The sequence below is a fragment of the Paraburkholderia sp. Ac-20347 genome, assembly GCF_017104805.1.
Classification (GTDB): Bacteria; Pseudomonadota; Gammaproteobacteria; order Burkholderiales; family Burkholderiaceae; genus Paraburkholderia; species Paraburkholderia tropica.
This window is the reverse complement of the sequence record NZ_JAAGPN010000009.1, coordinates 19,904-45,136: the sequence shown is the minus strand read 5'-3', so window position 1 is coordinate 45,136 and position 25,233 is coordinate 19,904. Positions and strand designations below refer to the sequence as shown.

The window sequence follows — 25,233 nt, the reverse complement described above, 5'->3', positions numbered from 1 at the left end:
GAGAAGTGCGCGCGTTGCCGCAGTTTACGCCGCGCGGCGATTCTGCGTCGCGTCGATCAGCGGCACGCCGGCAAGCTTCTGCAGCGCGTCGAAGTCGATATCCGAATAGATCTCGCGCACGGCGAGACCGTCCGGCGTCACGTCGAACGCGGCGAGGTCCGTGTAGATGCGGCCCACGCAGCCCACGCCCGTGACCGGGTACGAGCATTCGCTCACGAGCTTGCTTTCGCCCTGCTTCGTGAGCAGTTCCATCATCACGAACACCTGCTTCGCGCCGAGCGCGAGATCCATCGCGCCGCCCACGGCGGGGATGGCGTCCGGTGCGCCGGTGTGCCAGTTCGCGAGGTCGCCCTTCACCGACACCTGGAACGCGCCGAGCACGCAGTAGTCGAGGTGGCCGCCGCGCATCATCGCGAACGAATCCGCGTGATGGAAGAAGGCGCCGCCGGTCAGCAGCGTGACGTGCTGCTTGCCTGCGTTGATGAGTTCGTCGTCTTCCAGACCGGGCGCGGGCGCCGGGCCCATGCCGAGCAGACCGTTCTCGCTGTGCAGGAAGATTTCCTTGCTCGGATCGAGGTGGTTGGCCACCAGCGTCGGCACGCCGATGCCGAGATTCACATAAGCGCCCTCAGGAATGTCCTGAGCCACGCGTTGAGCCATTTCGTCGCGATTCAACCGTTTCATTGCATAACTCCGTAGCTTCAGGCGGCCTGAGCGGCTTGCAGCGCGGCTTGCGCGGGCTGCGGCACTTCAACGACGCGCTGCACGAAAATGCCCGGCGTCACGATGTTTTCGGGGTCCAGCGCGCCGAGTTCGACGACTTCCGACACCTGCGCGATCGCAACCTTCGCCGCGCTCGCCATGATCGGGCCGAAATTGCGCGCCGTCTTGCGATAGACCAGATTGCCCCAGCGATCGCCCTTGTACGCCTTGATGAGCGCGAAGTCGGCGTGCAGCGGCGCTTCGAGCACGTAATGGCGACCGTCGATCAGGCGCGTTTCCTTGCCTTCGGCCAGCTTCGTGCCGTAGCCCGTGGGCGTGAAGAAACCGCCGATGCCGGCGCCCGCCGCGCGGATGCGCTCGGCCAGGTTGCCTTGCGGCACGAGTTCCAGCTCGACTTCGCCGGCGCGATAGAGGCCGTCGAACACATACGAGTCGGTCTGGCGCGGGAACGAGCAGATGATCTTGCGCACGCGCTTGGCCTTGAGCAGCGCGGCGAGGCCCGTGTCGCCGTTGCCGGCGTTGTTGTTCACGATCGTGAGCTCACGCGAGCCTTGCGCGATCAGCGCGTCGATCAGTTCCGCCGGCATGCCGGCCGTGCCGAAGCCGCCGATCATCACCGTGGCGCCGTCCTGAATGTCGGCGACGGCGGCTTGAAGCGAGTCGAAAATCTTGTTGATCATGCCTGTTCCTGAAAGCGATGCGCATCGCGGAAAGTCCACGCCACTCGATCGCGAAAAGTTCTATATACGAACACTGATTCGTTTAGCGAACGTCCAGCGCATTATCGGAGTGCCCAGGCGCGATTGTCAAGGCGGGACTTCCTTAGGTCGAACGCGAAAGCGCGTCGATTCGTCGGCGGAAATATCGCGCATCGGCATCTCACAATGCACCGAAATGCCTGCGCGCGGCGGCAAGGTGGCGTCGATCCGCCCGACCCGCCCACCTCGCCCGGGCACATACCCCAATATCTCGAATCGGCATGTTTGCACTATGGTTTATCCCGTTTAGACATAGTGCGGCGCTGCTCGCGCGCTTCTCATGCAAGACCTCGACCTGAATCTGATCCCCTATCTCGTCGCGATGGAGGACACGCGCAACGTGAGCCGCGCCGCCGAACGGCTCGGCGTGAGCCAGCCGCGCGTGAGCACGGCGCTCGGCAAGCTGCGCGAGTATTTCGGCGATCCGCTGTTCGTGCGCACCTCGCGCGGCATGGAACCGACGCCGCGCGCGCTCGGGCTGATTCCCGCCGCGCGCGACGCGCTCATCCGCATCGAAAAAGGCATGCTCGAAGATCAGGCCTTCGATCCGGCCACCAGCACGCACACGTTTTCGATCGCGTTGTCGGATGTCGGCGAAATCGTGTTTCTGCCGCGGCTGCTGCAAATGCTCGCCAAACGCGCGCCGCATGCGAATCTGCGCTCGGTATCGCTGCCGCCCAGTCAGGTCGAGCGCGGGCTCGAATCGGGCGACATCGACCTCGCCGTGGGCTACTTTCCCGACCTCGGCGGCAATAACTTCTTCCAGCAGCGGCTCTTCACGCATCGCTTCATCTGCCTGATGCGCAGCCAGCACCCGCTCGCGGGCAAGCCGATCACGCTCGAACAATTTCTCGCGCTCGGTCACGCCGTGGTCCGCGCCGAAGGACGCAGCCAGGAAGTGCTCGAGCATTTTCTGGAGAAGAAACGCCTGCGCCGCCGCGCCGTGCTCGAAACGCCCCACTTCATGAGCCTGCCGTTCATTCTCACGCGCACCGACCTGATCGCGACGGTGCCGCACGCGATCGGCTTCGCGTACGTCTCCGAGCATGCGTCGATCACGCTCGTCGAGCCGCCGCTGACCCTGCCGCGTTTCGATCTCAAGCAGCACTGGCATCGCAAGTATCACAATGCGCCGCGTGGCGCGTGGCTGCGCAGCGTCGTTGCCGAACTCTTCAACGACGCGATGGACGAGTGGCCGAAGTAAGCGCGACCGCCGCGCGTTCGCACATTCGCGCTCGCACGGTCACGCAGGATTCATGAAACAATGCGCGTTCGTGGCGCGCCGAGCGGGCGTCGGCCACATGACCGGAGCCGATGCATGAGCGACACAAAGAACACTGAAAAGAAAGGCAAGAAACGCGCGTCGAAGGACGCCGTCGAGATCGCCGCGCGTCCGTCGCGCAGCGAAGCGGAAGACGCCGTGCGCGTCCTGCTGCGCTGGGCCGGCGACGATCCCACGCGCGAAGGTCTGATCGATACGCCGTCGCGCGTGGTGCGCGCCTATGAGGAATTCTTCGCGGGTTATCAGCTCGATCCGCGCGAGATCCTGTCGCGCACGTTCTCGGAAGTCGACGGTTACGACGAGATGATCGTGCTGAAGGACATCCGCTTCGAGAGCTATTGCGAACACCATATGGTGCCGATCATCGGCCGCGCGCACGTGGCGTATCTGCCCGAGCATCGCGTGGTGGGTATTTCGAAACTCGCGCGTCTCGTCGACGCTTTCGCGAAGCGTCTGCAGATTCAGGAGAAGATGACCGCGCAGATCGCCGACACGCTCAACGACGTGCTGCAGCCCAAGGGCGTGGGCGTGATTCTCGAAGCCGCGCATCAATGCATGTCGACGCGCGGCGTGCACAAGGCGGGCGTGTCGATGGTCACGTCGCGCATGCTCGGCACCTTCCGTACCGATCCGTCCACGCGCCGCGAGTTTCTCGCCATCGTCGGCAATCCCGGCGCGATGAGCGTGGCGAATACCTGATCGAGCGATCAGACGGACGCCGCGCTCGCGGCGTCCTTCGCGTTTTTGCGCACGGCTCTTACGCTTACTGCCCGTCGTTGCCGCGCTCGATTTCGCGGATCTTGCCCTGACGCACGCTGCTGCCCGGCGGCACGCTATGCGTGAGCCACACGTTGCCGCCAATCACCGAACCCTTGCCGATGGTCACGCGGCCGAGAATCGTCGCGCCCGCGTAAATCACCACGTCGTCCTCGACGATCGGATGGCGCGCGTTGCCCTTCACGAGCGTGCCGTCGAGATCGGCCGCAAAACTCTTTGCGCCGAGCGTCACCGCCTGATACACACGCACACGCTCGCCGATGATCGCCGTTTCGCCGATCACGACGCCCGTACCGTGATCGATGAAGAAACTCGGACCGATCTGCGCGCCCGGGTGAATATCGATGCCGGTCGCCGAATGCGCGATCTCGTTGATGAAGCGCGCGAGCAAGGGCACGCCGAGACGATGCAGCGCGTGCGCGAGCCGGTGATGCGTCATCGCCCAGACGCCCGGATAGCAGAGCAGAATTTCGGTGATGTGCTGCGCGGCCGGGTCGCCCGTGAACGCCGCCTGAATGTCGCTCACGAGCAGCGCGCGAATGCCCGGCAACTGATGACCGAACTCGCGCGCCACTTCGAAGGCGCGCTTGCGCAGCACGTTGTCGGCGGCATCGGCGGCGTCGGCGTATTCGGGCAGGAAACGCAGCGCGCGGCGGATCTGTTCGGCGAGCAAACGCAGCGTGCTTTCCAGCGTATGGCCGACGTAGTAATCGACGCTCTCGTCGGTCAGGTCGGGCGCGCCGTAATGCGTCGGGAACAACGCGGCACGCAGACCCTGCACGATATTGCCGACGGCGTCGCGCGACGGCAATTCGCGGATGCCGAGCGGATGGCGCGTGCGATGGCGTTCCTCGCGCGACGCGCGCAGGTCGGCGACGATCTGTTCGAGGCCCCAGTCAGGGCTGGCAGGTGTGGACATGGTGATGCGCAGGCGGCGACTTGGGCCGCACAGAGGAGTGTATCGACCCCAGAGATTACCGCTTTTCGCGAGAGTTCGCCGAGGTCCGCCTTTGGCGCGGAGCGCGTAGTCATCAGCGGCGGGAATCTGCGTAGAACCAGCGGAAAACGTCAGAGCGTGACGCTGCTCGCGTCGATCCAGCGCACGGCCCAGTCGCGTGCGTGCGCGATGGCGGCGCTTTCGTCGTTGAAACGGAGATCGGAAGGGAAAAAACGATTGGCAACGAGTTCGCCGTCGCTCGAACGCGAGATCACGACATAGGGTTGATACGTACCGTCGCCAGCACGTGCCGGCGCACAGTTGAGCAGGTAACCGCGATGCGTGAATGCAGCGTCGAAGTGCATGTGTCTCGTCCGCCCCTGACTGCCTCGTTCGATTATTGTCAGGCGCGTGCAGAATCGATGCGGCAAAGCCACAGCCCAGCCGTGATTTCAGGCCGTTAATCTAAAGCGCGCCAACTCGTTGAAAGAGGATCATACTCCGAGGAAATACGGCGATCCAACGAAAAAAATGCAAAATCGCTGGAGGCGTTCTCCTGGCGGACCGGCTTGATTTTCGGTCCGATTCCAGTGTCCAGAAAGACGTGGAACGCCAGTTGCTGGTTTGACGTATCGCGGCCCGACTATTCAAGGGTCCCGCCTCTTTCACGGAGGACATCATGAACCGCTCCGACCGAACCGACGCCGCGCAATCCGCGCAACCGCGCAGCGCCGAACTGCACAACGACCGCACGCACGACAGCACCGTGGACACCGACGGCAAGAATCGCGAAGCCGCGCGACTTGCGGGCGCAGGCCACATCGGCCCCGACGAAGTCACCACCAGCAACGCCACGCTCGACAACAGCATGCCCGAAGCGAACGACGGTCTCGCGGGCTTCGACAGCCGCAGCGGCGCGCATCGTCATCCGTTCGCGCCGCAGGCCGATTTCGAAGCCGTCGACAAGGGTATGGCGGCGCCGGAATCGCCTTATGACGCCGATGCGGAATTCGCCGATTCACCTGTGCGCGTGACGCGCCGCAGCCCGGGCCGCCTGCATTACGCGATCAATCATCTGCGACCGACGCGCATCGTCGAATTGCATCGCAAAACGTAATGGCGGCATGGCGGTTGCGCGCATGACGGCACGATGTCGTCATGCGGTTTTGTCATGCGCGCATCAACGTCGATTAAACGACGTCGCGTTAAAGCGCTATCGACGCACCCTGAAACGGCATGGAAATGCCGTCGAACTCAAGCATCTCTGTCATTCCTGCCATTCGCACATCGCGACATCGACGGTAAAATCCCGCCGCATTCGCTGCTTTATTACCGAATTTGATTAAGCGAATTACAGAATCGGTAAAGAAAGCGGAAATCGAGTGCCGTTTTTCGCCTCCAGGCGCAGGGCGCGCCGGCCGCGGATCGGCACTTTTGTTCAGTCAGCGGCGAATTACTCGCCAGGGATTTTCCCGAAAGGCGGGCAAACCCCTGGCGCAAAGCCCACAGCGCCGGGGGATAAAGGCGATCATTACGGAATTTAGTGATAAATTGTTACATCATAAGAAGCGAGGCCAGTGCCCGCCCGGGCGCTGGTAGCGGACTGGCCCACCGCAGACGGAGAGTGTTGACGTGCCTCTACATTTCATTGAGCAGATGTCGCCCGTGCTTGACGCGCCCGAAGAGGCCGCGTGGTTCGACGCGGTGTCTCAGCTCGCCGTTTCGTGGGGTTTCGGCCAGGTCATGCTGGCGATCCTGCCGCGCGCCGGCATGCGGCTCGAAGACGCGTTCATCCGGACGAATTACTCGGCCGCGTGGCGTCAGACCTATAACGACCATGGGATGGCGTATTTCGACCCGACGGTGACGCATTGCACCACGCGTTCGTCGCCGCTGATCTGGTCGCCGGAACTGTTTGCCACCGAGCAGCAGCAAACCATGTATGAGGAAGCCCGCTCGCATGGGCTGCGCGCAGGCATTACGCTGCCGATCCATGGCCCGCGCCAGGAAACCGGCATGCTGTGCTTCGTCAACGACGTCAGTCCGACAGACAAGTTCTGGCAGGACGTCAATCGCGCGCTGCCGAACCTGGTCCTGCTGCGGGATCTCGTGCTCGACACGAGCCAGCGCCACCTGAACGATCACGCCCAGTCGCTGGTTCCCAAGCTCACGCCGCGCGAAAAGGAATGCCTCAAGTGGACTGCCCTCGGCAAGTCCACTTGGGAGATTTCGCACATCCTCAATTGTTCCGAGGCCGTCGTGAACTTCCACATGAAAAATATTCGCGGGAAGTTCGGTGTGAACTCACGGCGCGCGGCAGCCGTGATTGCGACGCAGATGGGTCTTATTGACCCGGGCTAAGCATCATCGGCGCCTCGGGACGCCGCAGGACGCGCTCCGCACGGCCCAGATCGCCGTCCGAAATCGTTTTGTTGAAGTACAGACCCAGCAGGATCGACACCGGCGGCGGAATCTCCGCGCCCGATTCAAAACGGCTGCCGCGCGACTGCGTCACGCCGAAACGCGCCCAGAAGCGGCGCTGGCTTTCCTTCTTCTTTTTCCGATACGCGATGATCAGGACACGGTCGATTACCGACGACAGGTCCCCCGCGTTATGAAGGGAATTCGTGCCTGCCTGCCATTGATGATTGTCCAGAAGTTCCATTTTGACCTCGCTGTCAGATATGCCTGATGAGTGACTGCCGCCCAGCCATTCTCCAGAACTGACCCTCCCTGCGCACCTACCTATCTGGATAGGTGTTTTTTTATATTCATAACGCATAGCTTTCGATCCATACCGCTGCCCCTCCACAAGTTCAAGGGAGAGTTGTCATGCAAGCTGCGATCCGGATCGGACTGCGTCAAGAGTTCGCCAACGAAGACATCAACGAGATGTACCGACTGCGGGCGCGGGTTTTCCGCGACCGGATGGGCTGGGATATTCCCACCATCGCCGGCATGGAAATCGACGGGTACGACGCCCTCGGACCGCATTACATGCTGATCCAGGACGACGAGCGGCAGGTGCGCGGCTGCTGGCGCCTGATGCCGACGGACGGCCCCAACATGCTGCGCGACACGTTCCCGCAGCTACTGCACGGCGAGTCGGCGCCCACGGGCCGCCACATCTGGGAATTGAGCCGTTTTGCCATCGAAACGGGCAACGATCAGGCTTTCGGCTTCGCCGAACTGACCATGCACGCGATCCAATCTGCGATCCAGTTCGCCGACCGCATGGGTATTTCGCGCTATGTGACGGTGACCACCACGCCGATCGAACGCATGCTGCGCCGCACCGGCATGGAGATCACCCGCCTCGGCGCACCGATGCGCATCGGCGTGGAAAATGCCGTCGCGCTCGACATCGCCATGAGCGAGCAAACGCATAACGCGATCTTCGGACCGATGGCCGCGGCCGCCTGAAGCGCGCCCGGAAAGTCACCGAAAATACGACAGCCATTCCGGATTTCGCGCCGAGGCTCGTGGCGCAGGCGTCAGGCATCATACGCTTTTGTCAGACGAATTGCGTCGAAGACGGCTGAAAACCGTCGCGGCGGGCGAGCTTTACGCGTGAATCCCGGGATTTCGGCGACTGATTTTTGGTACTCTTGGCGAATTTTCAGGGCTTTTTGCCGTCATTCCGGCTGCGCCGCTGCGCTTTCCGGCGCCGGTTTTGTGGCGGATTTGCCAAACCGGATGTGCGAAATGCGGCGTACGCACAACGCCGCCACCAGCGCGGCGAGCCCGGTCAGGCCGATGCCGAGGTGAATCGCGTCGACCAGCACGTGCCGCACCGCCTCGATGAGCGCCGCGCCATCGAGACCAGCGGCCTTCATCTGGGCGATCAGGCCGTCGCGCAACGCCGGGTCGATCAGCACGCGTGGGTCGGACAGCTGCGGCTGCCAGCGGGCCGCGCCCGGCGCACCGAGCACCGCGAGCGCGTCGCCGATGCCGGCCGCGTAGCGGTGGTTCACGATCGTCGCCACGATGCTCGTGCCGAGCATGCCGCCCACCATGCGCGTCGATTGCAGCAGCGCGGTCGTGATGCCGAAACGCTCGCGCCCGGCGATTTCCTGGCCGAACACATTCAGATTGTTGAGGATGAAGCCGAGACCGATGCCGACCGCGCCCATCGCCAGTTCGAGCCACAGATGCGCCGTCGTGCGCGTCGCGAACGCGAGGCCCACGGAGGCCACCACGAGCAGGCCGAAACCCACCGTCAGGATCGACGTGGGTTTCTTCAGGTGAATCACGATGCGCGTGTTGACGAGGCTGCCGAGCGCGATGCAGGCGGCGATCGGCGTCGCGAGCAGACCCGCGACCTGCGGCGACAGGCCGAAGCCGCCCTGCAGCAGCAGCGGCGCGAAGAAGATCAGCGAGAACATCACGAAGCCCGAGAGGACCGAGAGCGTGAACAGCGTGACGAGCTGCGGATCGCGAAACAGGTCGAGCGGGATGATCGGATGCGTCGCGCGCCGTTCGCAGATCAGCAACGCGACTGCGCCCACCGCCACCAGCGCGATCAGGGCGAGATTGCCGGCCGTGAAACCGTCCTTCGGCACGCCTTCGATTACGGTCTGGAAGCCGCCCAGCACGACCGCGACCAGCGCCGCGCCGGTCCAGTCGATCTTCACCTCGCCGGTGCGTGCGTGGCGATAGTTCGGCAGATGCGCCCAGATGAAATACAGCGCCAGCACGCCGACCGGCAGATTGACCATGAAGGTCGAGCGCCAGCCAAAATGCTCGCTGAGCCAGCCGCCCAGCGACGGCCCCGCCGCGGTGCCGATGCCATAAGCGGCCGCCATCACGACCTGCCAGCGCACGCGGGCGCGCGGATCGGGAAAGAGATCGGGGATCGACGCGAACGCGGTGCCCACCATCATGCCGCCGCCCACGCCCTGCAACGCGCGCGCGGCCGCGAGAAACGGCATGTCGGTCGCCATGCCGCACAGCACGGAGGCCACGGTAAACACGATCACGGCGGCGAGCACGAAGCGCTTGCGGCCAAAATAATCGCCGAGACGGCCAAACACCGGCACCGTCACCACCGAGGCCAGCAGATAGGCACTGGCGATCCACGCGTAGTACTCGAAACCGTGCAGTTCGGCGACGATCGAGGGCAAAGCGGTGCTGACGACGGTTTGATCGAGCGCAACCAGCATGTTGACGAGGCCGATGCCGAGCATGGCCAGTAGCGCGTCGCGAAACGGCAAGGGAGTGTGGGTAGAGGTCACGGCGGGGGATTGCTGCGGCGCGCAAGGACTAAAGAGACGCAACAATAGCGGCCTGACGGTGTGCGCGCAACCAGACCATTAAGCGGAACGGGCAGCATCTGTCAGTTTATCCTGACAGATGCTGCCCGTGGCCGTCTGACGCAGAGGTCTTGATCCGACTACCCTCGCCTTCCATGTTTCATACAGCGACACTGCATCTTTGTCAGTGATCCTTTAAGCTCATCGCAGATCGCGACATGCCGCACCGGCCGCCGACGTCCGGACGCGCGCAGCCGCGCCTGTTTTCGGGCTCATTTACGCGGAGGTTCCATGTACAAACGCATCCTGGTGGCGGTGGACGGCAGCGCAACGTCGCGCCGCGCATTCGAAGCCGCGCTCGAACTCGCCAAGGCGATGGGTTCGGCGCTGCAACCGTTCTATGTCGTTGAAAACACGCCGATGTATTTCGACGCACCCGGTTACGACCCGTCGATCCTGCGCAATCAGATGATCGCCCAGGGCAACGAACTCGCCGAGGAAATGAACAAGCTGATGAGCGAGCGCGGCGTGTCCGGCGAAATGCTGACCGGCGAAGCCTCCTCGCTCGACGACGTGCCGACGCTCGTGCTCGATGCGGCCAAAACGAGCGGCGCCGATCTGATCGTCATGGGCACGCACGGACGTCGCGGTTTTCAGCGTCTGATTCTCGGCAGCGTGGCCGAACGCTGCGTGCGTCAATCGACGTTGCCGGTATTGCTGATTCCGAGCGCCGCGGGCGCGGTTAATATCCCGGAATAATATCGAGATAATCAAATAAATCATGCATTTCAGGTAGCGCTTGCGCCTTGTCATTTGCCGCGAAAGCGCCTTCTGACAAGGCGCAAGCGGTTTCATCTCAAAAGCGCGTCCTTTTGCCGCCATTTTGAGATTCAACCCTGGTGGGAGAATGCTCCGAAACCGATTAAAGGAGCGTGCAAATGCTGACCCCTACCGTCGTTACTCATACCACCACCGTGAGGCGCGGCAGCCGCGCACCAGTGACAAGCCCGCGCACCTCGGCGCGTTGCTCGAGTTGCGCGATGCGTCATCTGTGCATGCCCCAGGGTCTCGCGCTCGACGACCTGCCCAAGCTCGAAGCGCTCATCTGCACCGCGCGCAGCGTGCGCCGCGGCGAATCCCTCTACCGCGCCGGCGACCCGTTCGACAGCCTCTACGCCGTGCGTTCCGGCTCGCTGAAGACCGTCATGGCGCACCGCGACGGCCGCGAGCAGGTCACCGGCCTGCGTCTCGCAGGCGATCCGCTGGGTATCGACGGCATCAGCACCGACGTCCACACGTGCAGCGCCGTGGCGCTCGAAGACAGTTCGGTCTGCATCATCCCCTACCCGGCGCTCAAGCATATGTGCCGTGAAACCAGCGCCATGCAGGACCGCCTGCACCGGCTCATGAGCGAACAGCTGATCCGCGAATCGTCGCAAATGATGGTGCTGGGCTCGCTATCCGCCGACGAACGCGTGGCCGCTTTCCTGCTCGACGTCTCCGAACGTAACGGCCAGCGTGGCTATTCGCACGCCGAATTCAACCTGCGCATGACGCGCGAGGACATGGGCAGCTACCTCGGCATGACGCTCGAAACCGTCAGCCGCACCCTGTCAAGATTTCAAAAGCGCGGCCTGATCGACGCGCAGGGCAAGCTCATCCGCATTATCGATATCGAAGGGCTGCGGCACCTGTAAGCCCTTCGTTCTTTGCGCGCCGCCCTCTATCAGGCGGCGCGCTGCCGTTTACGGCCTCCTGACAGCGTTCAGGCGCGCCGCGCCGTCGTCCGAAGTGCATTGGCACAGCGCGTGCGCAGCGGTAGAGTCTCACTCACCGCCCAAGCCAGGAGACTCGCCGCAATGCAGCTCCCGACCACGCCCACGCTCGCCGCCCGCCTCGCCGACGCACGCGCGGCCAGCGACGCGCTCTTCGCCCTCGTCAAGCCCGAATTCCTCTACGAACGCCCGATTCGCGAGCGCCATCGCATCGTGTTCTATATCGGCCATCTGGAAGCGTTCGACCGTAATCTGTTCGATCAGCGCCTGTTCGATCTGCCGTCCGCCGACGCGAAACTCGACCAGTTGTTCGCCTTCGGCATCGATCCCGTCGATGGCGCGCTGCCGACCGACATTCCCTCGGACTGGCCGGGCCTCGACGCCGTGCGCGACTACGCACGCGACGCCCGCACGCGTATCGACGCACGACTCGCCGGACTCGATCTGGCGCCCGACGCGTCCATGCACGACACGCCGGGGCAATTGCTGAACGTCGCGATCGAGCATCGTCTGATGCATGTGGAGACGCTCTCCTACATGCTCCACCAGTTGCCGTTCGAGCAAAAGCAGGCGCCGGACGCCGCACGCGCGATCGCGGACCACCTCTATGCGGTGACGCCTGAAACGGTGAGCGTGCCGGCCGGCCGCACCGAGCTCGGCATGACGCTCGAACGCGGCCTGTTCGGCTGGGACAACGAATTTGGCGAGGAGCAGGTGGATGTGCCCGCGTTCGAGATCGACCGCTATATGGTCACGAACGGCGCATTTCTCGATTTCGTGAACGATGGCGGATATCGCCGCCGCGAACTGTGGACCGAGGCCGACTGGGCGTGGCGCGAGGCCGAAGGCATCGAGCATCCGGTGTTCTGGCATCGCGGTGCGCAGGGCTGGCGTCTGCGCACGATGTTCGACGACATTCCGCTGCCGCTCGCCTGGCCCGTCTACGTGAGCCACGCGGAAGCGAGCGCCTTCGCACGCTGGCGCGGCGCGCGGCTGCCGACCGAGGCCGAATGGCAGCGCGCGGCGCACGGCGCGTTGCCCGGCGAAACCGACAACTTCGACTTCCGCAGCTGGGACCCGGTCGCCGTCGACTCGACGCCGCACAGCGCCAGCACCTGGGGCGTCGAAGGCCTCTACGGCAACGGCTGGGAATGGACCTCGACGGTTTTCGCCCCGCTGCGCGGCTTCACGCCGTTTCCGTTCTATGAAGGCTATTCGGCCAACTTCTTCGACGGCCAGCACTACGCGATGAAAGGCGGCTCCGCGCGCACCGCGGGCTGCATGCAGCGGCCGACGTTCCGCAACTGGTTCCAGCCGCGCTATCAATACGTGTACGCGGGATTTCGCTGCGCGAAGGTTTGATGAGTTAAGCGAAAAGTGAGCGGATTCTCACTTTTCGCTGACGCTCCCGCCTGCCCCCGCCCCTGCCCCTGCCCGAATCCAGCAGCCGAAAGCGCGTTTCATATCGCGAAATTCGGGCAAATTTTCGACAGCACAGCCATTCCGTCCCTTGAGAGCATGTTTTACATCGCAAAAATCTCCACATAAGCCATTGAAAAACAACAATAAATTATGTCTTATGTCTTATATAAGAGTTGGCGAAGCGGCGTTACTATTTAGTCATGCAGTTCGACGGACTAACCAGTCACTCACGCTTTCCCTTCAGGAGATACTCATGGCCCAATATCAAGACGACATCAAGACCATCGCCGGGTTGAAAGAGCAGCAAGGCAGCGCCTGGAACGCGATCAATCCGGAATACGCCGCACGCATGCGCGCGCAGAACAAGTTCAAGACCGGTCTCGACATCGCCCGCTATACGGCCAAAATCATGCGCGCCGACATGGCTGCCTACGATGCCGACCCGGCGAAATACACCCAGTCGCTGGGCTGCTGGCACGGTTTCATCGGCCAGCAAAAGATGATCTCCATCAAGAAGCACTTCAACAGCACCGAGCGCCGCTACCTGTACCTCTCGGGCTGGATGGTTGCCGCGCTGCGCTCCGAGTTCGGTCCCCTGCCGGACCAGTCGATGCATGAAAAGACCGCCGTCAGCGCGCTGATCCGCGAGCTGTACACCTTCCTGCGTCAGGCCGACGCCCGTGAACTGGGCGGCCTGTTCCGCGAGCTGGACGCCGCCCAGGGCGCAGCCAAGGCCGCCATCCAGGCAAAGATCGACAACCACGTCACGCACATCGTGCCGATCATCGCCGACATCGACGCGGGCTTCGGCAACGCCGAGGCGACCTACCTGCTGGCCAAACAGTTCATCGAAGCGGGCGCATGCTGCATCCAGATCGAAAACCAGGTCTCCGACGAAAAGCAGTGCGGCCACCAGGACGGCAAGGTCACCGTGCCGCACGAGGACTTCCTCGCGAAGATCCGCGCGATCCGCTACGCCTTCCTCGAACTGGGCGTGGACGACGGCATCATCGTGGCGCGCACCGACTCGCTGGGTGCCGGCCTGACCAAGCAGATCGCTGTGACCAGCGCGCCGGGCGATCTGGGCGACCAGTACAACGCGTTCCTCGATTGCGAGGAACTGTCGGCCGACGCGCTCGGCAACGGTGACGTCGTCATCAAGCGCGACGGCAAGCTGCTGCGCCCCAAGCGCCTGCCGAGCAACCTGTTCCAGTTCCGCGCCGGCACGGGCGAAGCACGCTGCGTGCTGGATTGCGTCACCGCGTTGCAAAACGGCGCCGACCTGCTGTGGATCGAAACCGAAAAGCCGCATATCGCGCAGATCGGCGGCATGGTCAGCGAGATCCGCAAGGTGATCCCGAACGCCAAGCTGGTGTACAACAACAGCCCGTCGTTCAACTGGACGCTGAATTTCCGTCAGCAGGCTTATGACGCGATGAAGGCCGCGGGCAAGGACGTGTCGTCCTACGATCGCGCGCAACTGATGAGCGTGGAATACGACCAGACCGAACTCGCGCAGATCGCCGACGAAAAGATCCGCACTTTCCAGGCCGATGCGTCGCGCGAAGCCGGGATCTTCCACCACCTCATCACGCTGCCGACGTATCACACGGCCGCGCTGTCGACCGACAATCTCGCGAAGGAGTATTTCGGCGATCAGGGCATGCTCGGTTACGTGGCCGGCGTGCAGCGTAAGGAAATCCGTCAAGGCATCGCGTGCGTCAAGCACCAGAACATGTCCGGCTCGGATATCGGCGACGATCACAAGGAATACTTCAGCGGCGAAGCCGCACTGAAGGCGGCGGGCAAAGACAACACGATGAACCAGTTCTGATCGCATTAGCGAATCATGCAAAACGCCAACCCGGCCGGGTTGGCGTTTTTTTATCGGCGCATTCTTTCTGTTTAGCTATTTCTTTCAAAAAACTGTCGATTCGATTTCCAATTCCGATCTGCGGCTCGGCAATCAACTCCGTCATAATGGCCCGCGGCGCACTCACAGAATTCCAGAAACAAGTGCTGCCTGATCGGAGATAACCATTGGATAAGAGTCGTCGTAATTTGCTGAAGGCTGGCGCCACCCTCACCGCCACCGCAACGGGTGTTTTTTCCGGCCGCGTTTTTGCCGCGCAGGAACAGCAAGCGGGCACGAAGATCGAATCGATTCCGCCTCTCGCGGGGCAGCTTGGCGTGCGCCTCGTCACGTATAGCGTCGGCGCGGAGCCGACCGTCGGCGTCGTGCTCGACGACGGACGCCTGCTCGATCTCAAGGCCGAAGCGCATGCACGTCATCTCAAGCTGGCGTTCGATCCGACCTCGATGCTCTCGCTGATCAAGATCGGCGATCCCGCACTGGAGCAGGTCAGGACGCTGAGCGAACATCCGCGATCGACGTTACTGCCGCTCGATAAAGTGCGACTGCTTTCGCCGATCCCGCGCCCGGATCGCAACATCTACTGTGTCGGCTGGAACTATCTCGACCATTTCGAGGAAGGACAGGCCGTGCGCACCGACAATAAAACCAACACGTTGCCCGCGCATCCGGTTTTCTTCACCAAGGGAACGCACACGATGAACGGGCCGTTCGACCCGATTCCCTACGACGCGGCGAATTCCACGAGCACGGATTGGGAAGCGGAACTGGCCGTCATTATCGGTCGCACCGGCATCAATATCGCCGAGGCGGACGCGATGAATTACGTGTTCGGTTATTCGGCATTCAACGACACGACCGAACGTGATATTCAGCAGAAGCGTCACGGCGGCCAGTGGTTCAAAGGCAAGAGCCTCGACGGCCACGGCCCGATGGGACCGTGGATCGTCACGGCGGCCGGCGTGAAGCTCGATGATGTGCGTGTCATTTGCCGCGTGAATGGCGTCGAGAAGCAGAATGCCAGCTATCAGCAGATGTACTTCAAGATCCCGCGCATCATCGCCGAACTGTCGCGCGGCATGACGCTGGAGGCCGGCGACATCATCGCGACTGGCACGCCCTCGGGCGTCGGCTTCGCGCGCAAGCCGCCGGAATTTTTGAAACCGGGCGACATGATGGAAACCGACATTGTTGGCGTTGGTGTCATCCGCAACGAAATCAAACCGGTCTAACACCGATAATTGTTGAGACGACGCGCCACGTTGCTGAACGTGGCGCGCGGTGATGAGCACCCCGCGTACTCGAATAAAAACGACAACTCATCGAACGCACGATTCGATACAAGCGCGCACGCACGCCGTTGGTTGCACAGCATTAACACAACATAAACCACGCGCAACCTACCCAATCTGGCAGGTCATAAACGTCCGAACGACGCGACGTTCTCACGCACAAAAATCATAGATAACGCGTTTATGCGAAATCCGCGCTAATCGTTGTGTCCGCCATGTTTCGAATGCTTTAAAAGAATTCGCTTTGAATTCGAATTGCATTACAAAAACCAGCCGCGTTACGCCGTGTTCCGTAACAAGCCGAGTGAGCCATTACGTTACGCCCAATGCCGCTCGCATCGCGCCGTTCGCTGCGCGCACATCGACTTTTGCCGGCCCGCAAAATCTACCTCCGACGATCGCCTGAAGAAGTCCGCCCCACAACGATCCTGGCCCGCCCTCGAAATCCGGCGCGCGAATTTGTCAGTCGAATGGCACACCTGTTGCATTAGAAGCAGTGCAGCAAATCGTGCGAGCGCCGCTACAAGGCGCAAGCGGCGGCCTCACTGCCGCGCCCGACACAAGGCCTGGAGGAGACACCCCAAGCCACGGGTCACCACATAGCAGGCAACGTTGCGCGTCGATGCGCGGCGTGGCCCTGGCGAAATCGAGTGCAGTCAGTCGCGGCCTGGCCATGACGGCTGTGAGTGCGTTCGTCTTTCAGCGCTACATGCGGGGGAAAAGTCTCATGTCAGTCGAGAAGCAGCTATTGCCACTGCCGGGTGGCATGAAAGTCTACGTCGAGCATCATTGCTTCGATCCGTCGTTCGAAACCGTGTTGCTCGTCAACGGTGCGCTGGCGACCACAGCATCGTTTGGCCAGACCATCCGTTATCTGGGCGAACGCGTCAATGCGCTGTGCTTCGATCTGCCGTACGCGGGCCAGTCGCGCCAGCACAACGCGTGCGACTACACGCTCACCAAGGATGACGAGATCGACATCCTCATGCATATCGCCGATCGTTTTCATCCGGCGTATCTGCTGTCGGTTTCATGGGGCGGCGTGGCGTCGCTATTCGCACTGGCGCGCGGCTGCGCGAGCGTACGGCGCGCCGCCATTGCGTCGTTCTCGCCATTCCTCAACGCGGCGATGACCGATTACGTGACGCGCGCACGCGACCACATCGCGGCCGGTCAGAACCTTCAGGCGGCACAACTGCTCAACGACACCGTTGGCCGTCATCTGCCGCGCATCATGAAGCTCTACAACTATCGCTATCTGACGCGTCTGCCGCGCGACGAGCAGGATCAGGCTGCCTTTCACGTCGACCAGATTCTCGCCATGAAGCCGGAGCGATATTTCGACGAATTCCGTCGCATCGATTGCGACGTGAAATTCGTCAACGGCGATCTCGACGAATACACCACCGCCGCCGATGTGCGCCGTCTGGGTGATTTCGTACGGCACGCGGAGTTCGCGACGATTCGCGGCGCAGGGCACTTCCTCGATCTCGAAGGACGCACGCAACAGGAGCAGATGCGTAGCGTGCTCTGCGACTTCTTTTGCGGCGAGCGCGAGACTTACACGTCGCTTGCCACGATGCCGAACTCGAGCACGCCGCAGCGTCTGCCGTTCCAGGTGCCCGCGCTGTCGTGATCCGCGCCGCTTGCGCGCGCTCGCATTCCACCTCCACCGTCGAGATCCGTTCATGAATATCGTTCAAAGCATCGCCATTGTCGTTCCGTGGCTCGTGTGGCTCGCTTACTGGATCGCGACGGCGCAAGCCGTCAAGACCACCGCGCGCCGCGAAGCGCGCAGCGCACGTACCTGGCAGTCGCTGCCGCTGATCGCGGGCGGCGCAATCCTGATCCTGCCCGACCCGACACTAACCACGCTCTCACCCGATCTGGCGCGACTGGGTGCGATGCAGTTCGGCGGATTCGCGGTCCTCGTCGCCGGGCTGCTGTTTTCGGTGTGGGCGCGCGTGCATCTGGGCGCGAACTGGAGCGTGTCGGTGACGCTCAAGGAAGGCCACGAACTCATCCGTACCGGACCTTACGCATTAGTTCGACATCCTATCTATACAGGATGTCTGATCGCATTGGCCGGTTCAGCGTTGATTGGCGGGACCTGGCGCGGCATGGCCGGAGTCGCGCTGATCTTCGCGTCGCTGGCCTTCAAAGTGCGAATCGAAGAAAGCTGGCTCACGGGGCATTTCGGCGACGCTTACGCGCGCTACCGCCGCGAAGTCGCGGCGCTGATTCCCGGCATTTATTAACGCCGCGAACACCATAAAAACGACTGACACGCACGGCGTCCCGATGGCACAAATCATCATCACCGCAATAGGCTCGGCTGGCGATGTGCACCCGCTGCTCGGCGTCGGGCGGGCGCTCGCCGCGCGCGGTCATCGCGTGGTGTTCTGCTCGCATCCGCCATTCGAAACTGCCGCACGTCGCGAAGGTTTTTCCTTCGTTGCGATCGGTCTCGCCGAAGACTATGCGGCTGCGCTCGCGAATCCTGCGCTCTGGCATCCGCGCACATCGTTCAAGACGCTATGGGCCTTGATCGCGCCCGTGTTGCAACCGCATTACGCCGCCCTCCACGCGCTGCGCGGTCCCGACACGGTTCTCGTCGGCACGCTGTGGGCGTTTTCCGCGCGGCTGCTGCAGGAGCGGCACGGCACGCCTTACGTGTCCGTCCAGGTCTCGCCGTCGACGCTGCTCTCCGCGCACGCGCCACCGGCGCACAAGCGTCTCACGATCCCGCGCGGCCTGCCCCTCGCGCTCAAAACCGCGTTGATGACGCTGATCGAGCGCGCCGTGCTCGACGCCGTGTGCGGACCGCATCTGAACGCATTGCGCGCGACGCTCGCGCTGCCGCCCGCGAAGCGCATTCTGGGCCGCTGGCTTCATTCGACCGATGGCGTGCTCTGTCTCTTCCCGAACTGGTTCGCGGCGCCTCAGCCGGACTGGCCGGCGCAGCACCGGCAATGCGGCTTTCCGCTCTTCAACGATCTCGACGGCGGCACGCCCGACGCGGAACTCGACGCGTTCCTGAGCGCGGGCGAACCGCCGGTGGTGTTCACGGCGGGCTCGACGCTCGTCGATAGCCAGCACTATGCGCGCGCCGTGCTGCACGCATTGCGCGCGACCGGCACACGCGGTCTGCTGCTCGGCTCGGACGTCGCGCTCGACGACGCACAACGCGGCCGCGATATGCCGCGCCAGCGCCTGCTGCAACGCCGTTATGTCCCGCTGCGCGCGCTGCTGCCGCGTTGCCGCGCGCTTGTGCATCACGGCGGCATTGGCACCGCGTCGCTGGCGTTCGAAGCCGGTATCGCGCAAGTCGTCACGCCGTTCGCGCACGATCAGTTCGACAACGCGCAACGCGTCGCCGACGCCGGTTGCGGCCTGCGCCTCGATGCACCGATCAAGGAAGCCGCATTGGCCCGCGCGCTCGCCCGCGTCCTGCATGATCCGCGCATCGCCACGCGCTGCGCGCTGATCCGCGACAAGCTCGCGACCTCGCCCGACGGTTGCGTCGAAGCCGCGCGTTTTATCGAGCGCTTCGTGCCGCAAGCCACATCGCAAACCGCGCCGGAGACGGCACGCGCGCCCCTGCTCAAGGTGGCGGGCGCATGAGCACGGCCTCGCCCTTCACGATCCCCGACGCGAGCGCCACGCACGCACCTGGCGGCGTTCGCCTCGCGCTGCTGACGTTCGCGCTGTCGCTCGCGACCTTCATCGAAGTACTCGATTCGACGGTGACCAACGTCGCCGTGCCTGCGATCTCGGGCAGCCTCGGCGTGGCGAACAGCCAGGGCACATGGGTCATCAGTTCGTATTCCGTCGCCGCGGCGATTGCCGTTCCGCTCACGGGCTGGCTCGCGCGTCGGCTCGGCGAAACACGCCTTTTCGTGAGCGCCGTGCTGCTTTTCACGCTCACTTCGCTGATGTGCGCCCTCGCCGCCGATCTGCATGTGCTGGTCGCCTGCCGCGCGCTGCAAGGGCTCTGCTCGGGGCCGATGGTGCCGCTTTCGCAAACGATCCTTCTGCGCACGTTCCCGCCCGCGAAACGCACACTCGCGCTTGCGCTCTGGGGTATGACCGTGTTGCTCGCGCCGATCTTCGGCCCCGTGGTCGGCGGCTACCTGATCGACACGTTGTCGTGGGAATGGATCTTCCTCATCAACCTGCCGATCGGCCTCTTCTCATTCGTTGTTTGCGCAACCATGCTGAGAAAAGACGCGAAACGCGGCGAACGCGTTCCCGTGGATTTAATCGGCATCGCGTTGCTGGTGGTCGGCGTGGGCGCACTGCAGGCGATGCTCGATCTGGGCCACGACGCGGGCTGGTTCGACTCGACCTTGATCGTCACGCTCGCCATCGTCGCCGCACTCGCGCTGGTATCGCTGCTACTCTGGGAAGCGGGCGAAGCGCAACCGGTCATTGACCTGAGCCTGTTCCGCGATCGCACCTTCTCGTTCTGCGTGCTCATCATCTCGCTCGGCATGGCGAGTTTTTCGATTGTCGGCGTGGTGTTCCCGCTCTGGCTTCAGGCAGTGATGGGCTACGACGCCTTTCACGCAGGCCTCGCGACTGCACCGCTCGGCATTCTCGCGCTGGTGTTTTCGATTCTCGTCGGTCTTTATTCACATCGTTTCGACGCACGCGTGCTCACGACCTTCGGCTTTCTCGTGTTCGCCGCCGTGCTGTGGTGGGACACGCATTTCACGCTGACCATGTCGTTCACGCAGATCGTCGCGCCCGGCCTGATTCAGGGCATCGGCCTGCCCTGCTTCTTTATCCCGCTGACGGCAGCGACGCTTTCTCGCGTGCCCGATCATCAGCTTGCCGCCGCATCGAGCCTGTCGAATTTCCTGCGCACGCTCGCCGCCGCATTCGGCACGGCAATGAGCGTGACGCTCTGGGACCACCGCGCGACGTTCCACTACGCGACTCTCGCGCAATCGGTGACGAAGGAATCGGGCGGCACGCAACACTACGTGGCCACGCTGCATGCGATGGGTATCAGCGGCGCACGCGAAGCCGGCGCACTGCATCAGGTGACCCTGCAGCAGGCCTACATGATGGCGACCAGCGACATGTTCTTCATGGCGTCCGCAACCTGCGTCGTGCTCGCCACGATGATGTGGTTCACGCGACCCAAACGGGGCGCCGCCATGACACTCGGGCACTGACACCAGAACGATAAAAAGAGGAACCACGCGATGCGATCAGGCGCACTTGTCATTCTCTACCACCCGAGCGGCGAACAACTCGCGCGCCTCACCGCGTTGCGCGACGCGTGCGAAGCGCTCGTGGTGATCGACAATACGCCTTATGCGGAAGCGGCGCACAACGCCGCTCGCGACGCCGCGCAACGCGACGGCTATACGCTGATTCAAAACGGCAATCGCGGGGGCATTGCAGGCGCGTATAACGTGGGCCTTGCGCATCTGTTCGCGCTCGAAGACAGGATCGATGCCGTCGCGTTGTTCGATCAGGATTCCGTGATCCCCGATGCGTATTTTCCGGCGATGCGCGCATTCGCAAAACGCCTCGCCGGACGGCCATTCATTGCGGGGCCGCGCATCTTCGATGAAAACGACGGCCGCTTTCTGCCCGCGCTCGCGACCAACGGCATCGGCGTGCGGCGACTCGAATTCGACATCAGCGAGGCAGCCACCGCGCAACCGGTGCGCTGTGCGTTTCTGATTTCGTCGGGCAGCCTGGTGTCGCGCGAAGCTTACGCCGCACTGGGCCGTTTCGACGAAGCGCTGTTTATCGACCACGTCGACACGGAATACTGTTTTCGCGCGCTTGCACACAACGTGCCGCTCTATCTCGTGCCCGCGCTCGTGCTGCGTCATCGCATCGGCAAAAAGGCGCGCAGACGCATTGGCCCGCTCAATATCCCGACCATGAATCACCCGTGGACGCGCCGCTATTACAGCGCCCGCAACGCGATGCAGATCGCCATTCAATATGGCCCACGCTTTCCGGTCGCGCTGGTGCCGAATCTGCTCACGCTTTGGCAAATCGTGCAGGTTGTGCTCGGCGAGCAGGACAAGCGCGCCAAGCTCAAGGGCATTCTGTATGGTCTGATCGACGGGTTCACAGGAAAGCTCGGGCCGCTCGACGCCTCGCATCCGCGCTGGACCGCGCGCGCCACCGTGCAGGAGCGTCGCGGATGAATACACCCACGATGAAGCGCCTGCTCGCGTTCTGCAGCGCCACGCTGCTCGCGTGCGCCTGTGTGCCGACGATCACGCCAGGCTTGCAGCCGCACACGCCCGATGCGAACGCGCTCTCGCGCACGCTGTCCGATACGCCGAAATCGAGCAGCGCCGGCGCGTGGCCCGCGCCCGACTGGGTGCGCCAGTTCGGCGATCCACAGCTCGACCAGCTCGTAACCGAAGCCTATGCGCACAATCCCGATCTGCAGATCGCGAAGGCGCGTATCGGCGTAGCGCAATCGCAGTTGCAGCAGTTTTCATCGTTGACGGGACTCACGGCCACCGCGGGCGCAACCGTCAACAAGGCGCGCATGCCGCAATCGAACGGCGTCGCCAATGTCTCCGCGAACGGCTACGACGTACCCGTGCAATTATTTGGTAATCCTGTTCAATCGCCATCTTCTATTTTCGTCGCACTGGATTATCAGCTCGATCTATGGGGACGCAATGCGGCGGCTACGCGCGGTCTGCTGTCACTGCGCGACGCCGCGCGCGTCGACGCGGAACAGGCGCGCCTCACCCTTGCCCTCGCCATCGTCACGCTCTATTGCGATCTTGACCAGGCCTACGCGCTGCGCGACCTCTGGATCGAGAAACGCGACGCGAGCGACCAGATCACCGCGGTGCTGCGCGAGCGCACGGCGCGCGGCATCGATAACGGCTACGACGCCGACGATGCCGCCGTACGCCGCAACAAGCTCATCGCGCAGATCGAACTCGCCGACGAGCGTATCCGTCTCGCGCAACTGCAACTGGGCGTGCTCTCCGGCGGCGGTCCCGAGCGAGGCCTCGCGCTTGCCAGGCCGCGTCCCGCGAGTCTCTCCAGTCTCGCCGATCAACCGTTGCCCGCACGTCTGTCCGCCGATCTGCTCGGGCGTCGACCCGATATCGTCGCGGCCCGTCTGCGCGTCGAAGCCGCCTACGCCGCGATCGACGGCACGCGTGCGGAGTTTTATCCCGACGTGAACCTCGTCGGCTTCGCCGGCCTGCTCGCCCTCACACCGGGCGCAATGTTCTCGCGCCAGGCGCTGGCGGGGTCCGCCGGTCCGGCTGTATCGCTGCCGATTTTCGATCGCGGCCGCCTCAAGGCGAAGCTCTCGGGCGACGCCGCCAACGCCGATGTCGCCATCGGGCTCTACAACAAGACCGTCGATACGGCGCTGGGCGATGTCGCGCGCACGCTCGTCTCGCTCTCGACCGTGGACCGTCTCGTGAGCGGCGAACGCGATGCCGCCGACGCCGCGCAGCGCTACGTCTCGATCGCCGAAGAGCGACACCGGCGCGGTTTGCTGATGCAGAAAGACGTGAATACGGCGAAGCTCACGCTCTACGATGAACGCGCCCAACTGATCGATCTGCAGTCGCAGCAACGCACGCTGCGCGTCGCGCTGATCGGCGCGCTCGGTGGCGGCTTCGACGAACGCACGCTGCCCGGCCCCGCGATCTCGCACTTCGATGTCGTGTTCCCCTCCCACGATCGCCTCACGGATCGATCCAACGAACGACTCACCAGCGCGCGGGTCAACTAATGCACCACGACCACACCAACCTCCATCCCGATCCGGCCACGCTTGCCGCGAACGCCGTCCTGCTCGAACGCAAGCGCGCGACGCGGCGGCGACGCTTCGCGATCTTCGGCGCGGTCGCCGCCGTCACCGCGCTCGCGGCGGCAACGTACTGGTTCACGACCGCGCGCTTTCGCGAAGACACCGACGACGCCTACGTCGCGGGCAATGTCGTGCAGATCGCCGCGCAAACGGCGGGCACGGTAATCGACGTCGCCGCCGCCGATACGCAACGCGTGCGCGCGGGACAGCCGCTCGTGCAACTCGACGACGCGGAAGCTTCGGTCGCGTTCGCGCAAGCGAAGGCGCAACTCGCGCAAGCCGTGCGGCAAACCGCCAACGCGCGCTATTCCGCGACGATGTACGCCGAAGCGGTGAAGGCGCGTCAGGCCGATCTCGATCTCGCACAGCGCGCGCTGGCCGCGCGCGATCACGCGTCCGTCGAAGTTGTCTCGCCCGAGGAACTGGCGCGCGCGCGAGCCGCCGTGACGGGCGCGCAGGCGCAACTCGGCGCGGCGCAGGCACAACTGGACGCAGCGCGCGCGCTCGGCAGCCGCCTCGCCGTCGAAGACAATCCGGGCGTGATTCAGGCAGTCGCGCAATTCAAACTGGCGTGGCGCAATCTCAAACGCACCACCATCGTTGCGCCGATCGATGGCGTGGTGGGACAGCGCACCGTACAGATCGGCCAGCAGGTCGGTCCGGGTCTCACGCTGATGTCGATCGTGCAACTGCACGGCTTGTGGATCGAAGCGAATTTCAAGGAGGGGCAGATTAGCAATATGCGCGTCGGCCAGCCGGTGACGATCAATTCCGATATCTACGGGTCGAAGGTCAATTATCGCGGACGCGTCGAAGGATTTTCTGCGGGAACCGGCAGTGCGTTTTCGATGTTGCCGCCGCAGAACGCAGCGGGAAACTGGATCAAGGTCGTGCAGCGTGTGCCCGTGGTGATTTCGATCGACCCCGGCGATCTGGCCGCGCATCCGCTGCGGATTGGATTGTCGATGCGCGTGCGCGTCGATACGCACGAGCGCGACGGCCATCTGCTCGATTCGGAGACCCCGCTCGCCGCGCTTGCAACGCGCGTTCATGACGGCATGGCAAGCGAAGCGCAAGCGGCTGCGGAGAAGGTGATTCGAGAAAATCGGGGCAGCTAAATGGCGAGGGACCAAGTGGCGAGGATCGGACTTCATTGATTTTTGCCAATAAACCTCAATTTACGAATTATCGCGAATGAATATTGATTTCACGCATCGAATAACGCTCAATGCCAATTTGATATGGATAATTAACTAAAACGGTATTGGACCGTCGATTCAGCATCGCCGCATGATTTCCTCCGTTTAAAAGGAG

Annotated in this window: 23 protein-coding genes; 17 read left to right on the top strand and 6 right to left on the bottom strand. The window is 63.2% G+C overall.

Features of this window, described 5'->3' with window-relative positions:
- Window positions 1-24: 24 nt before the first annotated feature.
- Together G3N97_RS03160 and G3N97_RS03155 are read right to left on the bottom strand one after the other, a co-directional pair.
- Window positions 25-684 carry a 3-oxoacid CoA-transferase subunit B gene (locus tag G3N97_RS03160; RefSeq protein ID WP_065058932.1) on the bottom strand — a complete coding sequence of 220 codons (660 nt, stop codon included), beginning with the start codon at window positions 682-684 and terminating at the stop codon, window positions 25-27.
- Between the two features lie 17 nt (window positions 685-701).
- Complete coding sequence (locus G3N97_RS03155) at window positions 702-1,403, bottom strand: 3-oxoacid CoA-transferase subunit A (protein ID WP_074985751.1); 702 nt, start codon at window positions 1,401-1,403, stop codon at window positions 702-704.
- A 358-nt stretch (window positions 1,404-1,761) separates the two neighbouring features.
- On the opposite strand from G3N97_RS03155, the gene G3N97_RS03150 reads away from it, so the two are divergent.
- Together G3N97_RS03150 and folE are read left to right on the top strand one after the other, a co-directional pair.
- Window positions 1,762-2,685, top strand: coding sequence for a LysR family transcriptional regulator (locus tag G3N97_RS03150; RefSeq protein WP_205991862.1), 924 nt, complete (start codon window positions 1,762-1,764; stop codon window positions 2,683-2,685).
- Between the two features lie 114 nt (window positions 2,686-2,799).
- Entirely contained in the window at window positions 2,800-3,462 is a 663-nt protein-coding gene (gene folE, locus G3N97_RS03145) for a GTP cyclohydrolase I FolE (RefSeq protein WP_205991861.1), read from the top strand.
- Window positions 3,463-3,526: 64 nt separating this feature from the next.
- Here folE and epsC read toward each other — a convergent pair whose 3' ends face one another.
- Window positions 3,527-4,459 (bottom strand): serine O-acetyltransferase EpsC, encoded by a 933-nt coding sequence (gene epsC, locus G3N97_RS03140; RefSeq protein WP_205991860.1) that lies wholly within the window; start codon window positions 4,457-4,459, stop codon window positions 3,527-3,529.
- A gap of 149 nt (window positions 4,460-4,608) precedes the next feature.
- Complete coding sequence (locus tag G3N97_RS03135; RefSeq protein ID WP_065058936.1) at window positions 4,609-4,842, bottom strand: hypothetical protein; 234 nt, start codon at window positions 4,840-4,842, stop codon at window positions 4,609-4,611.
- Between the two features lie 314 nt (window positions 4,843-5,156).
- Here G3N97_RS03135 and G3N97_RS03130 point away from each other — a divergent pair, with 314 nt between their 5' ends.
- The gene (locus G3N97_RS03130) at window positions 5,157-5,594 is read left to right on the top strand and encodes a DUF3005 domain-containing protein (RefSeq protein ID WP_205991859.1); all 438 of its coding nucleotides are present in this window, start codon (window positions 5,157-5,159) and stop codon (window positions 5,592-5,594) included.
- A 539-nt stretch (window positions 5,595-6,133) separates the two neighbouring features.
- Complete coding sequence (locus tag G3N97_RS03125) at window positions 6,134-6,838, top strand: LuxR family transcriptional regulator (protein WP_205991896.1); 705 nt, start codon at window positions 6,134-6,136, stop codon at window positions 6,836-6,838.
- Here G3N97_RS03125 and G3N97_RS03120 read toward each other — a convergent pair.
- Window positions 6,822-7,142 (bottom strand): helix-turn-helix transcriptional regulator, encoded by a 321-nt coding sequence (locus G3N97_RS03120; RefSeq protein WP_065058939.1) that lies wholly within the window; start codon window positions 7,140-7,142, stop codon window positions 6,822-6,824. The two genes, G3N97_RS03125 and G3N97_RS03120, sit on opposite strands and share 17 nt — an antisense overlap.
- Before the next feature lie 167 nt (window positions 7,143-7,309).
- Here G3N97_RS03120 and G3N97_RS03115 point away from each other — a divergent pair, with 167 nt between their 5' ends.
- Window positions 7,310-7,900 carry an acyl-homoserine-lactone synthase gene (locus G3N97_RS03115; RefSeq protein WP_065058940.1) on the top strand — a complete coding sequence of 197 codons (591 nt, stop codon included), beginning with the start codon at window positions 7,310-7,312 and terminating at the stop codon, window positions 7,898-7,900.
- A gap of 212 nt (window positions 7,901-8,112) precedes the next feature.
- Here G3N97_RS03115 and G3N97_RS03110 read toward each other — a convergent pair whose 3' ends face one another.
- Window positions 8,113-9,663 carry an MFS transporter gene (locus tag G3N97_RS03110; RefSeq protein ID WP_205991895.1) on the bottom strand — a complete coding sequence of 517 codons (1,551 nt, stop codon included), beginning with the start codon at window positions 9,661-9,663 and terminating at the stop codon, window positions 8,113-8,115.
- A 357-nt stretch (window positions 9,664-10,020) separates the two neighbouring features.
- Between G3N97_RS03110 and G3N97_RS03105 the strand changes: the two genes are divergently transcribed.
- From G3N97_RS03105 to G3N97_RS03050, 12 genes are all read left to right on the top strand, one after another.
- Window positions 10,021-10,488 (top strand): universal stress protein, encoded by a 468-nt coding sequence (locus G3N97_RS03105; protein WP_205991858.1) that lies wholly within the window; start codon window positions 10,021-10,023, stop codon window positions 10,486-10,488.
- A 281-nt stretch (window positions 10,489-10,769) separates the two neighbouring features.
- Window positions 10,770-11,426, top strand: coding sequence for a helix-turn-helix domain-containing protein (locus G3N97_RS03100; RefSeq protein ID WP_241030348.1), 657 nt, complete (start codon window positions 10,770-10,772; stop codon window positions 11,424-11,426).
- Between the two features lie 162 nt (window positions 11,427-11,588).
- Window positions 11,589-12,866 carry an SUMF1/EgtB/PvdO family nonheme iron enzyme gene (locus G3N97_RS03095; protein ID WP_205991856.1) on the top strand — a complete coding sequence of 426 codons (1,278 nt, stop codon included), beginning with the start codon at window positions 11,589-11,591 and terminating at the stop codon, window positions 12,864-12,866.
- Between the two features lie 313 nt (window positions 12,867-13,179).
- On the top strand, window positions 13,180-14,760 hold the full coding sequence (locus G3N97_RS03090; RefSeq protein ID WP_205991855.1) for an isocitrate lyase: 1,581 nt from the start codon (window positions 13,180-13,182) through the stop codon (window positions 14,758-14,760).
- A 206-nt stretch (window positions 14,761-14,966) separates the two neighbouring features.
- Complete coding sequence (locus G3N97_RS03085) at window positions 14,967-16,031, top strand: fumarylacetoacetate hydrolase family protein (RefSeq protein ID WP_205991854.1); 1,065 nt, start codon at window positions 14,967-14,969, stop codon at window positions 16,029-16,031.
- A gap of 787 nt (window positions 16,032-16,818) precedes the next feature.
- Complete coding sequence (locus G3N97_RS03080) at window positions 16,819-17,727, top strand: alpha/beta hydrolase (protein ID WP_205991853.1); 909 nt, start codon at window positions 16,819-16,821, stop codon at window positions 17,725-17,727.
- A 52-nt stretch (window positions 17,728-17,779) separates the two neighbouring features.
- Window positions 17,780-18,349 carry an isoprenylcysteine carboxylmethyltransferase family protein gene (locus tag G3N97_RS03075; protein ID WP_205991852.1) on the top strand — a complete coding sequence of 190 codons (570 nt, stop codon included), beginning with the start codon at window positions 17,780-17,782 and terminating at the stop codon, window positions 18,347-18,349.
- 43 nt (window positions 18,350-18,392) lie between these two features.
- Window positions 18,393-19,715 carry a nucleotide disphospho-sugar-binding domain-containing protein gene (locus G3N97_RS03070; RefSeq protein WP_205991851.1) on the top strand — a complete coding sequence of 441 codons (1,323 nt, stop codon included), beginning with the start codon at window positions 18,393-18,395 and terminating at the stop codon, window positions 19,713-19,715.
- Window positions 19,712-21,274, top strand: coding sequence for a DHA2 family efflux MFS transporter permease subunit (locus tag G3N97_RS03065; RefSeq protein WP_205991850.1), 1,563 nt, complete (start codon window positions 19,712-19,714; stop codon window positions 21,272-21,274). The genes G3N97_RS03070 and G3N97_RS03065 overlap by 4 nt, the downstream gene beginning before the upstream one ends.
- A 30-nt stretch (window positions 21,275-21,304) precedes the next feature.
- Entirely contained in the window at window positions 21,305-22,270 is a 966-nt protein-coding gene (locus G3N97_RS03060) for a glycosyltransferase family 2 protein (RefSeq protein WP_205991849.1), read from the top strand.
- Window positions 22,267-23,841 carry an efflux transporter outer membrane subunit gene (locus G3N97_RS03055; RefSeq protein WP_205991848.1) on the top strand — a complete coding sequence of 525 codons (1,575 nt, stop codon included), beginning with the start codon at window positions 22,267-22,269 and terminating at the stop codon, window positions 23,839-23,841. The genes G3N97_RS03060 and G3N97_RS03055 overlap by 4 nt, the downstream gene beginning before the upstream one ends.
- Window positions 23,841-25,037 carry an efflux RND transporter periplasmic adaptor subunit gene (locus tag G3N97_RS03050; protein WP_205991847.1) on the top strand — a complete coding sequence of 399 codons (1,197 nt, stop codon included), beginning with the start codon at window positions 23,841-23,843 and terminating at the stop codon, window positions 25,035-25,037. The genes G3N97_RS03055 and G3N97_RS03050 overlap by 1 nt, the downstream gene beginning before the upstream one ends.
- Window positions 25,038-25,233 lie beyond the last annotated feature (196 nt).

Excerpts from the sequence above, each read along its gene's own strand:
- G3N97_RS03160 (WP_065058932.1), bottom strand. The coding sequence starts at position 684 with ATGAAACGGTTGAATCGCGACGAAATGGCTCAACGCGTGGCTCAGGAC.
- G3N97_RS03155 (WP_074985751.1), bottom strand. The coding sequence starts at position 1,403 with ATGATCAACAAGATTTTCGACTCGCTTCAAGCCGCCGTCGCCGACATT.
- G3N97_RS03150 (WP_205991862.1), top strand. The coding sequence starts at position 1,762 with ATGCAAGACCTCGACCTGAATCTGATCCCCTATCTCGTCGCGATGGAG.
- folE (WP_205991861.1), top strand. The coding sequence starts at position 2,800 with ATGAGCGACACAAAGAACACTGAAAAGAAAGGCAAGAAACGCGCGTCG.
- epsC (WP_205991860.1), bottom strand. The coding sequence starts at position 4,459 with ATGTCCACACCTGCCAGCCCTGACTGGGGCCTCGAACAGATCGTCGCC.
- G3N97_RS03135 (WP_065058936.1), bottom strand. The coding sequence starts at position 4,842 with ATGCACTTCGACGCTGCATTCACGCATCGCGGTTACCTGCTCAACTGT.
- G3N97_RS03130 (WP_205991859.1), top strand. The coding sequence starts at position 5,157 with ATGAACCGCTCCGACCGAACCGACGCCGCGCAATCCGCGCAACCGCGC.
- G3N97_RS03125 (WP_205991896.1), top strand. The coding sequence starts at position 6,134 with ATGTCGCCCGTGCTTGACGCGCCCGAAGAGGCCGCGTGGTTCGACGCG.
- G3N97_RS03120 (WP_065058939.1), bottom strand. The coding sequence starts at position 7,142 with ATGGAACTTCTGGACAATCATCAATGGCAGGCAGGCACGAATTCCCTT.
- G3N97_RS03115 (WP_065058940.1), top strand. The coding sequence starts at position 7,310 with ATGCAAGCTGCGATCCGGATCGGACTGCGTCAAGAGTTCGCCAACGAA.
- G3N97_RS03110 (WP_205991895.1), bottom strand. The coding sequence starts at position 9,663 with ATGCTCGGCATCGGCCTCGTCAACATGCTGGTTGCGCTCGATCAAACC.
- G3N97_RS03105 (WP_205991858.1), top strand. The coding sequence starts at position 10,021 with ATGTACAAACGCATCCTGGTGGCGGTGGACGGCAGCGCAACGTCGCGC.
- G3N97_RS03100 (WP_241030348.1), top strand. The coding sequence starts at position 10,770 with ATGCGTCATCTGTGCATGCCCCAGGGTCTCGCGCTCGACGACCTGCCC.
- G3N97_RS03095 (WP_205991856.1), top strand. The coding sequence starts at position 11,589 with ATGCAGCTCCCGACCACGCCCACGCTCGCCGCCCGCCTCGCCGACGCA.
- G3N97_RS03090 (WP_205991855.1), top strand. The coding sequence starts at position 13,180 with ATGGCCCAATATCAAGACGACATCAAGACCATCGCCGGGTTGAAAGAG.
- G3N97_RS03080 (WP_205991853.1), top strand. The coding sequence starts at position 16,819 with ATGTCAGTCGAGAAGCAGCTATTGCCACTGCCGGGTGGCATGAAAGTC.
- G3N97_RS03075 (WP_205991852.1), top strand. The coding sequence starts at position 17,780 with ATGAATATCGTTCAAAGCATCGCCATTGTCGTTCCGTGGCTCGTGTGG.
- G3N97_RS03070 (WP_205991851.1), top strand. The coding sequence starts at position 18,393 with ATGGCACAAATCATCATCACCGCAATAGGCTCGGCTGGCGATGTGCAC.
- G3N97_RS03065 (WP_205991850.1), top strand. The coding sequence starts at position 19,712 with ATGAGCACGGCCTCGCCCTTCACGATCCCCGACGCGAGCGCCACGCAC.
- G3N97_RS03060 (WP_205991849.1), top strand. The coding sequence starts at position 21,305 with ATGCGATCAGGCGCACTTGTCATTCTCTACCACCCGAGCGGCGAACAA.
- G3N97_RS03055 (WP_205991848.1), top strand. The coding sequence starts at position 22,267 with ATGAATACACCCACGATGAAGCGCCTGCTCGCGTTCTGCAGCGCCACG.
- G3N97_RS03050 (WP_205991847.1), top strand. The coding sequence starts at position 23,841 with ATGCACCACGACCACACCAACCTCCATCCCGATCCGGCCACGCTTGCC.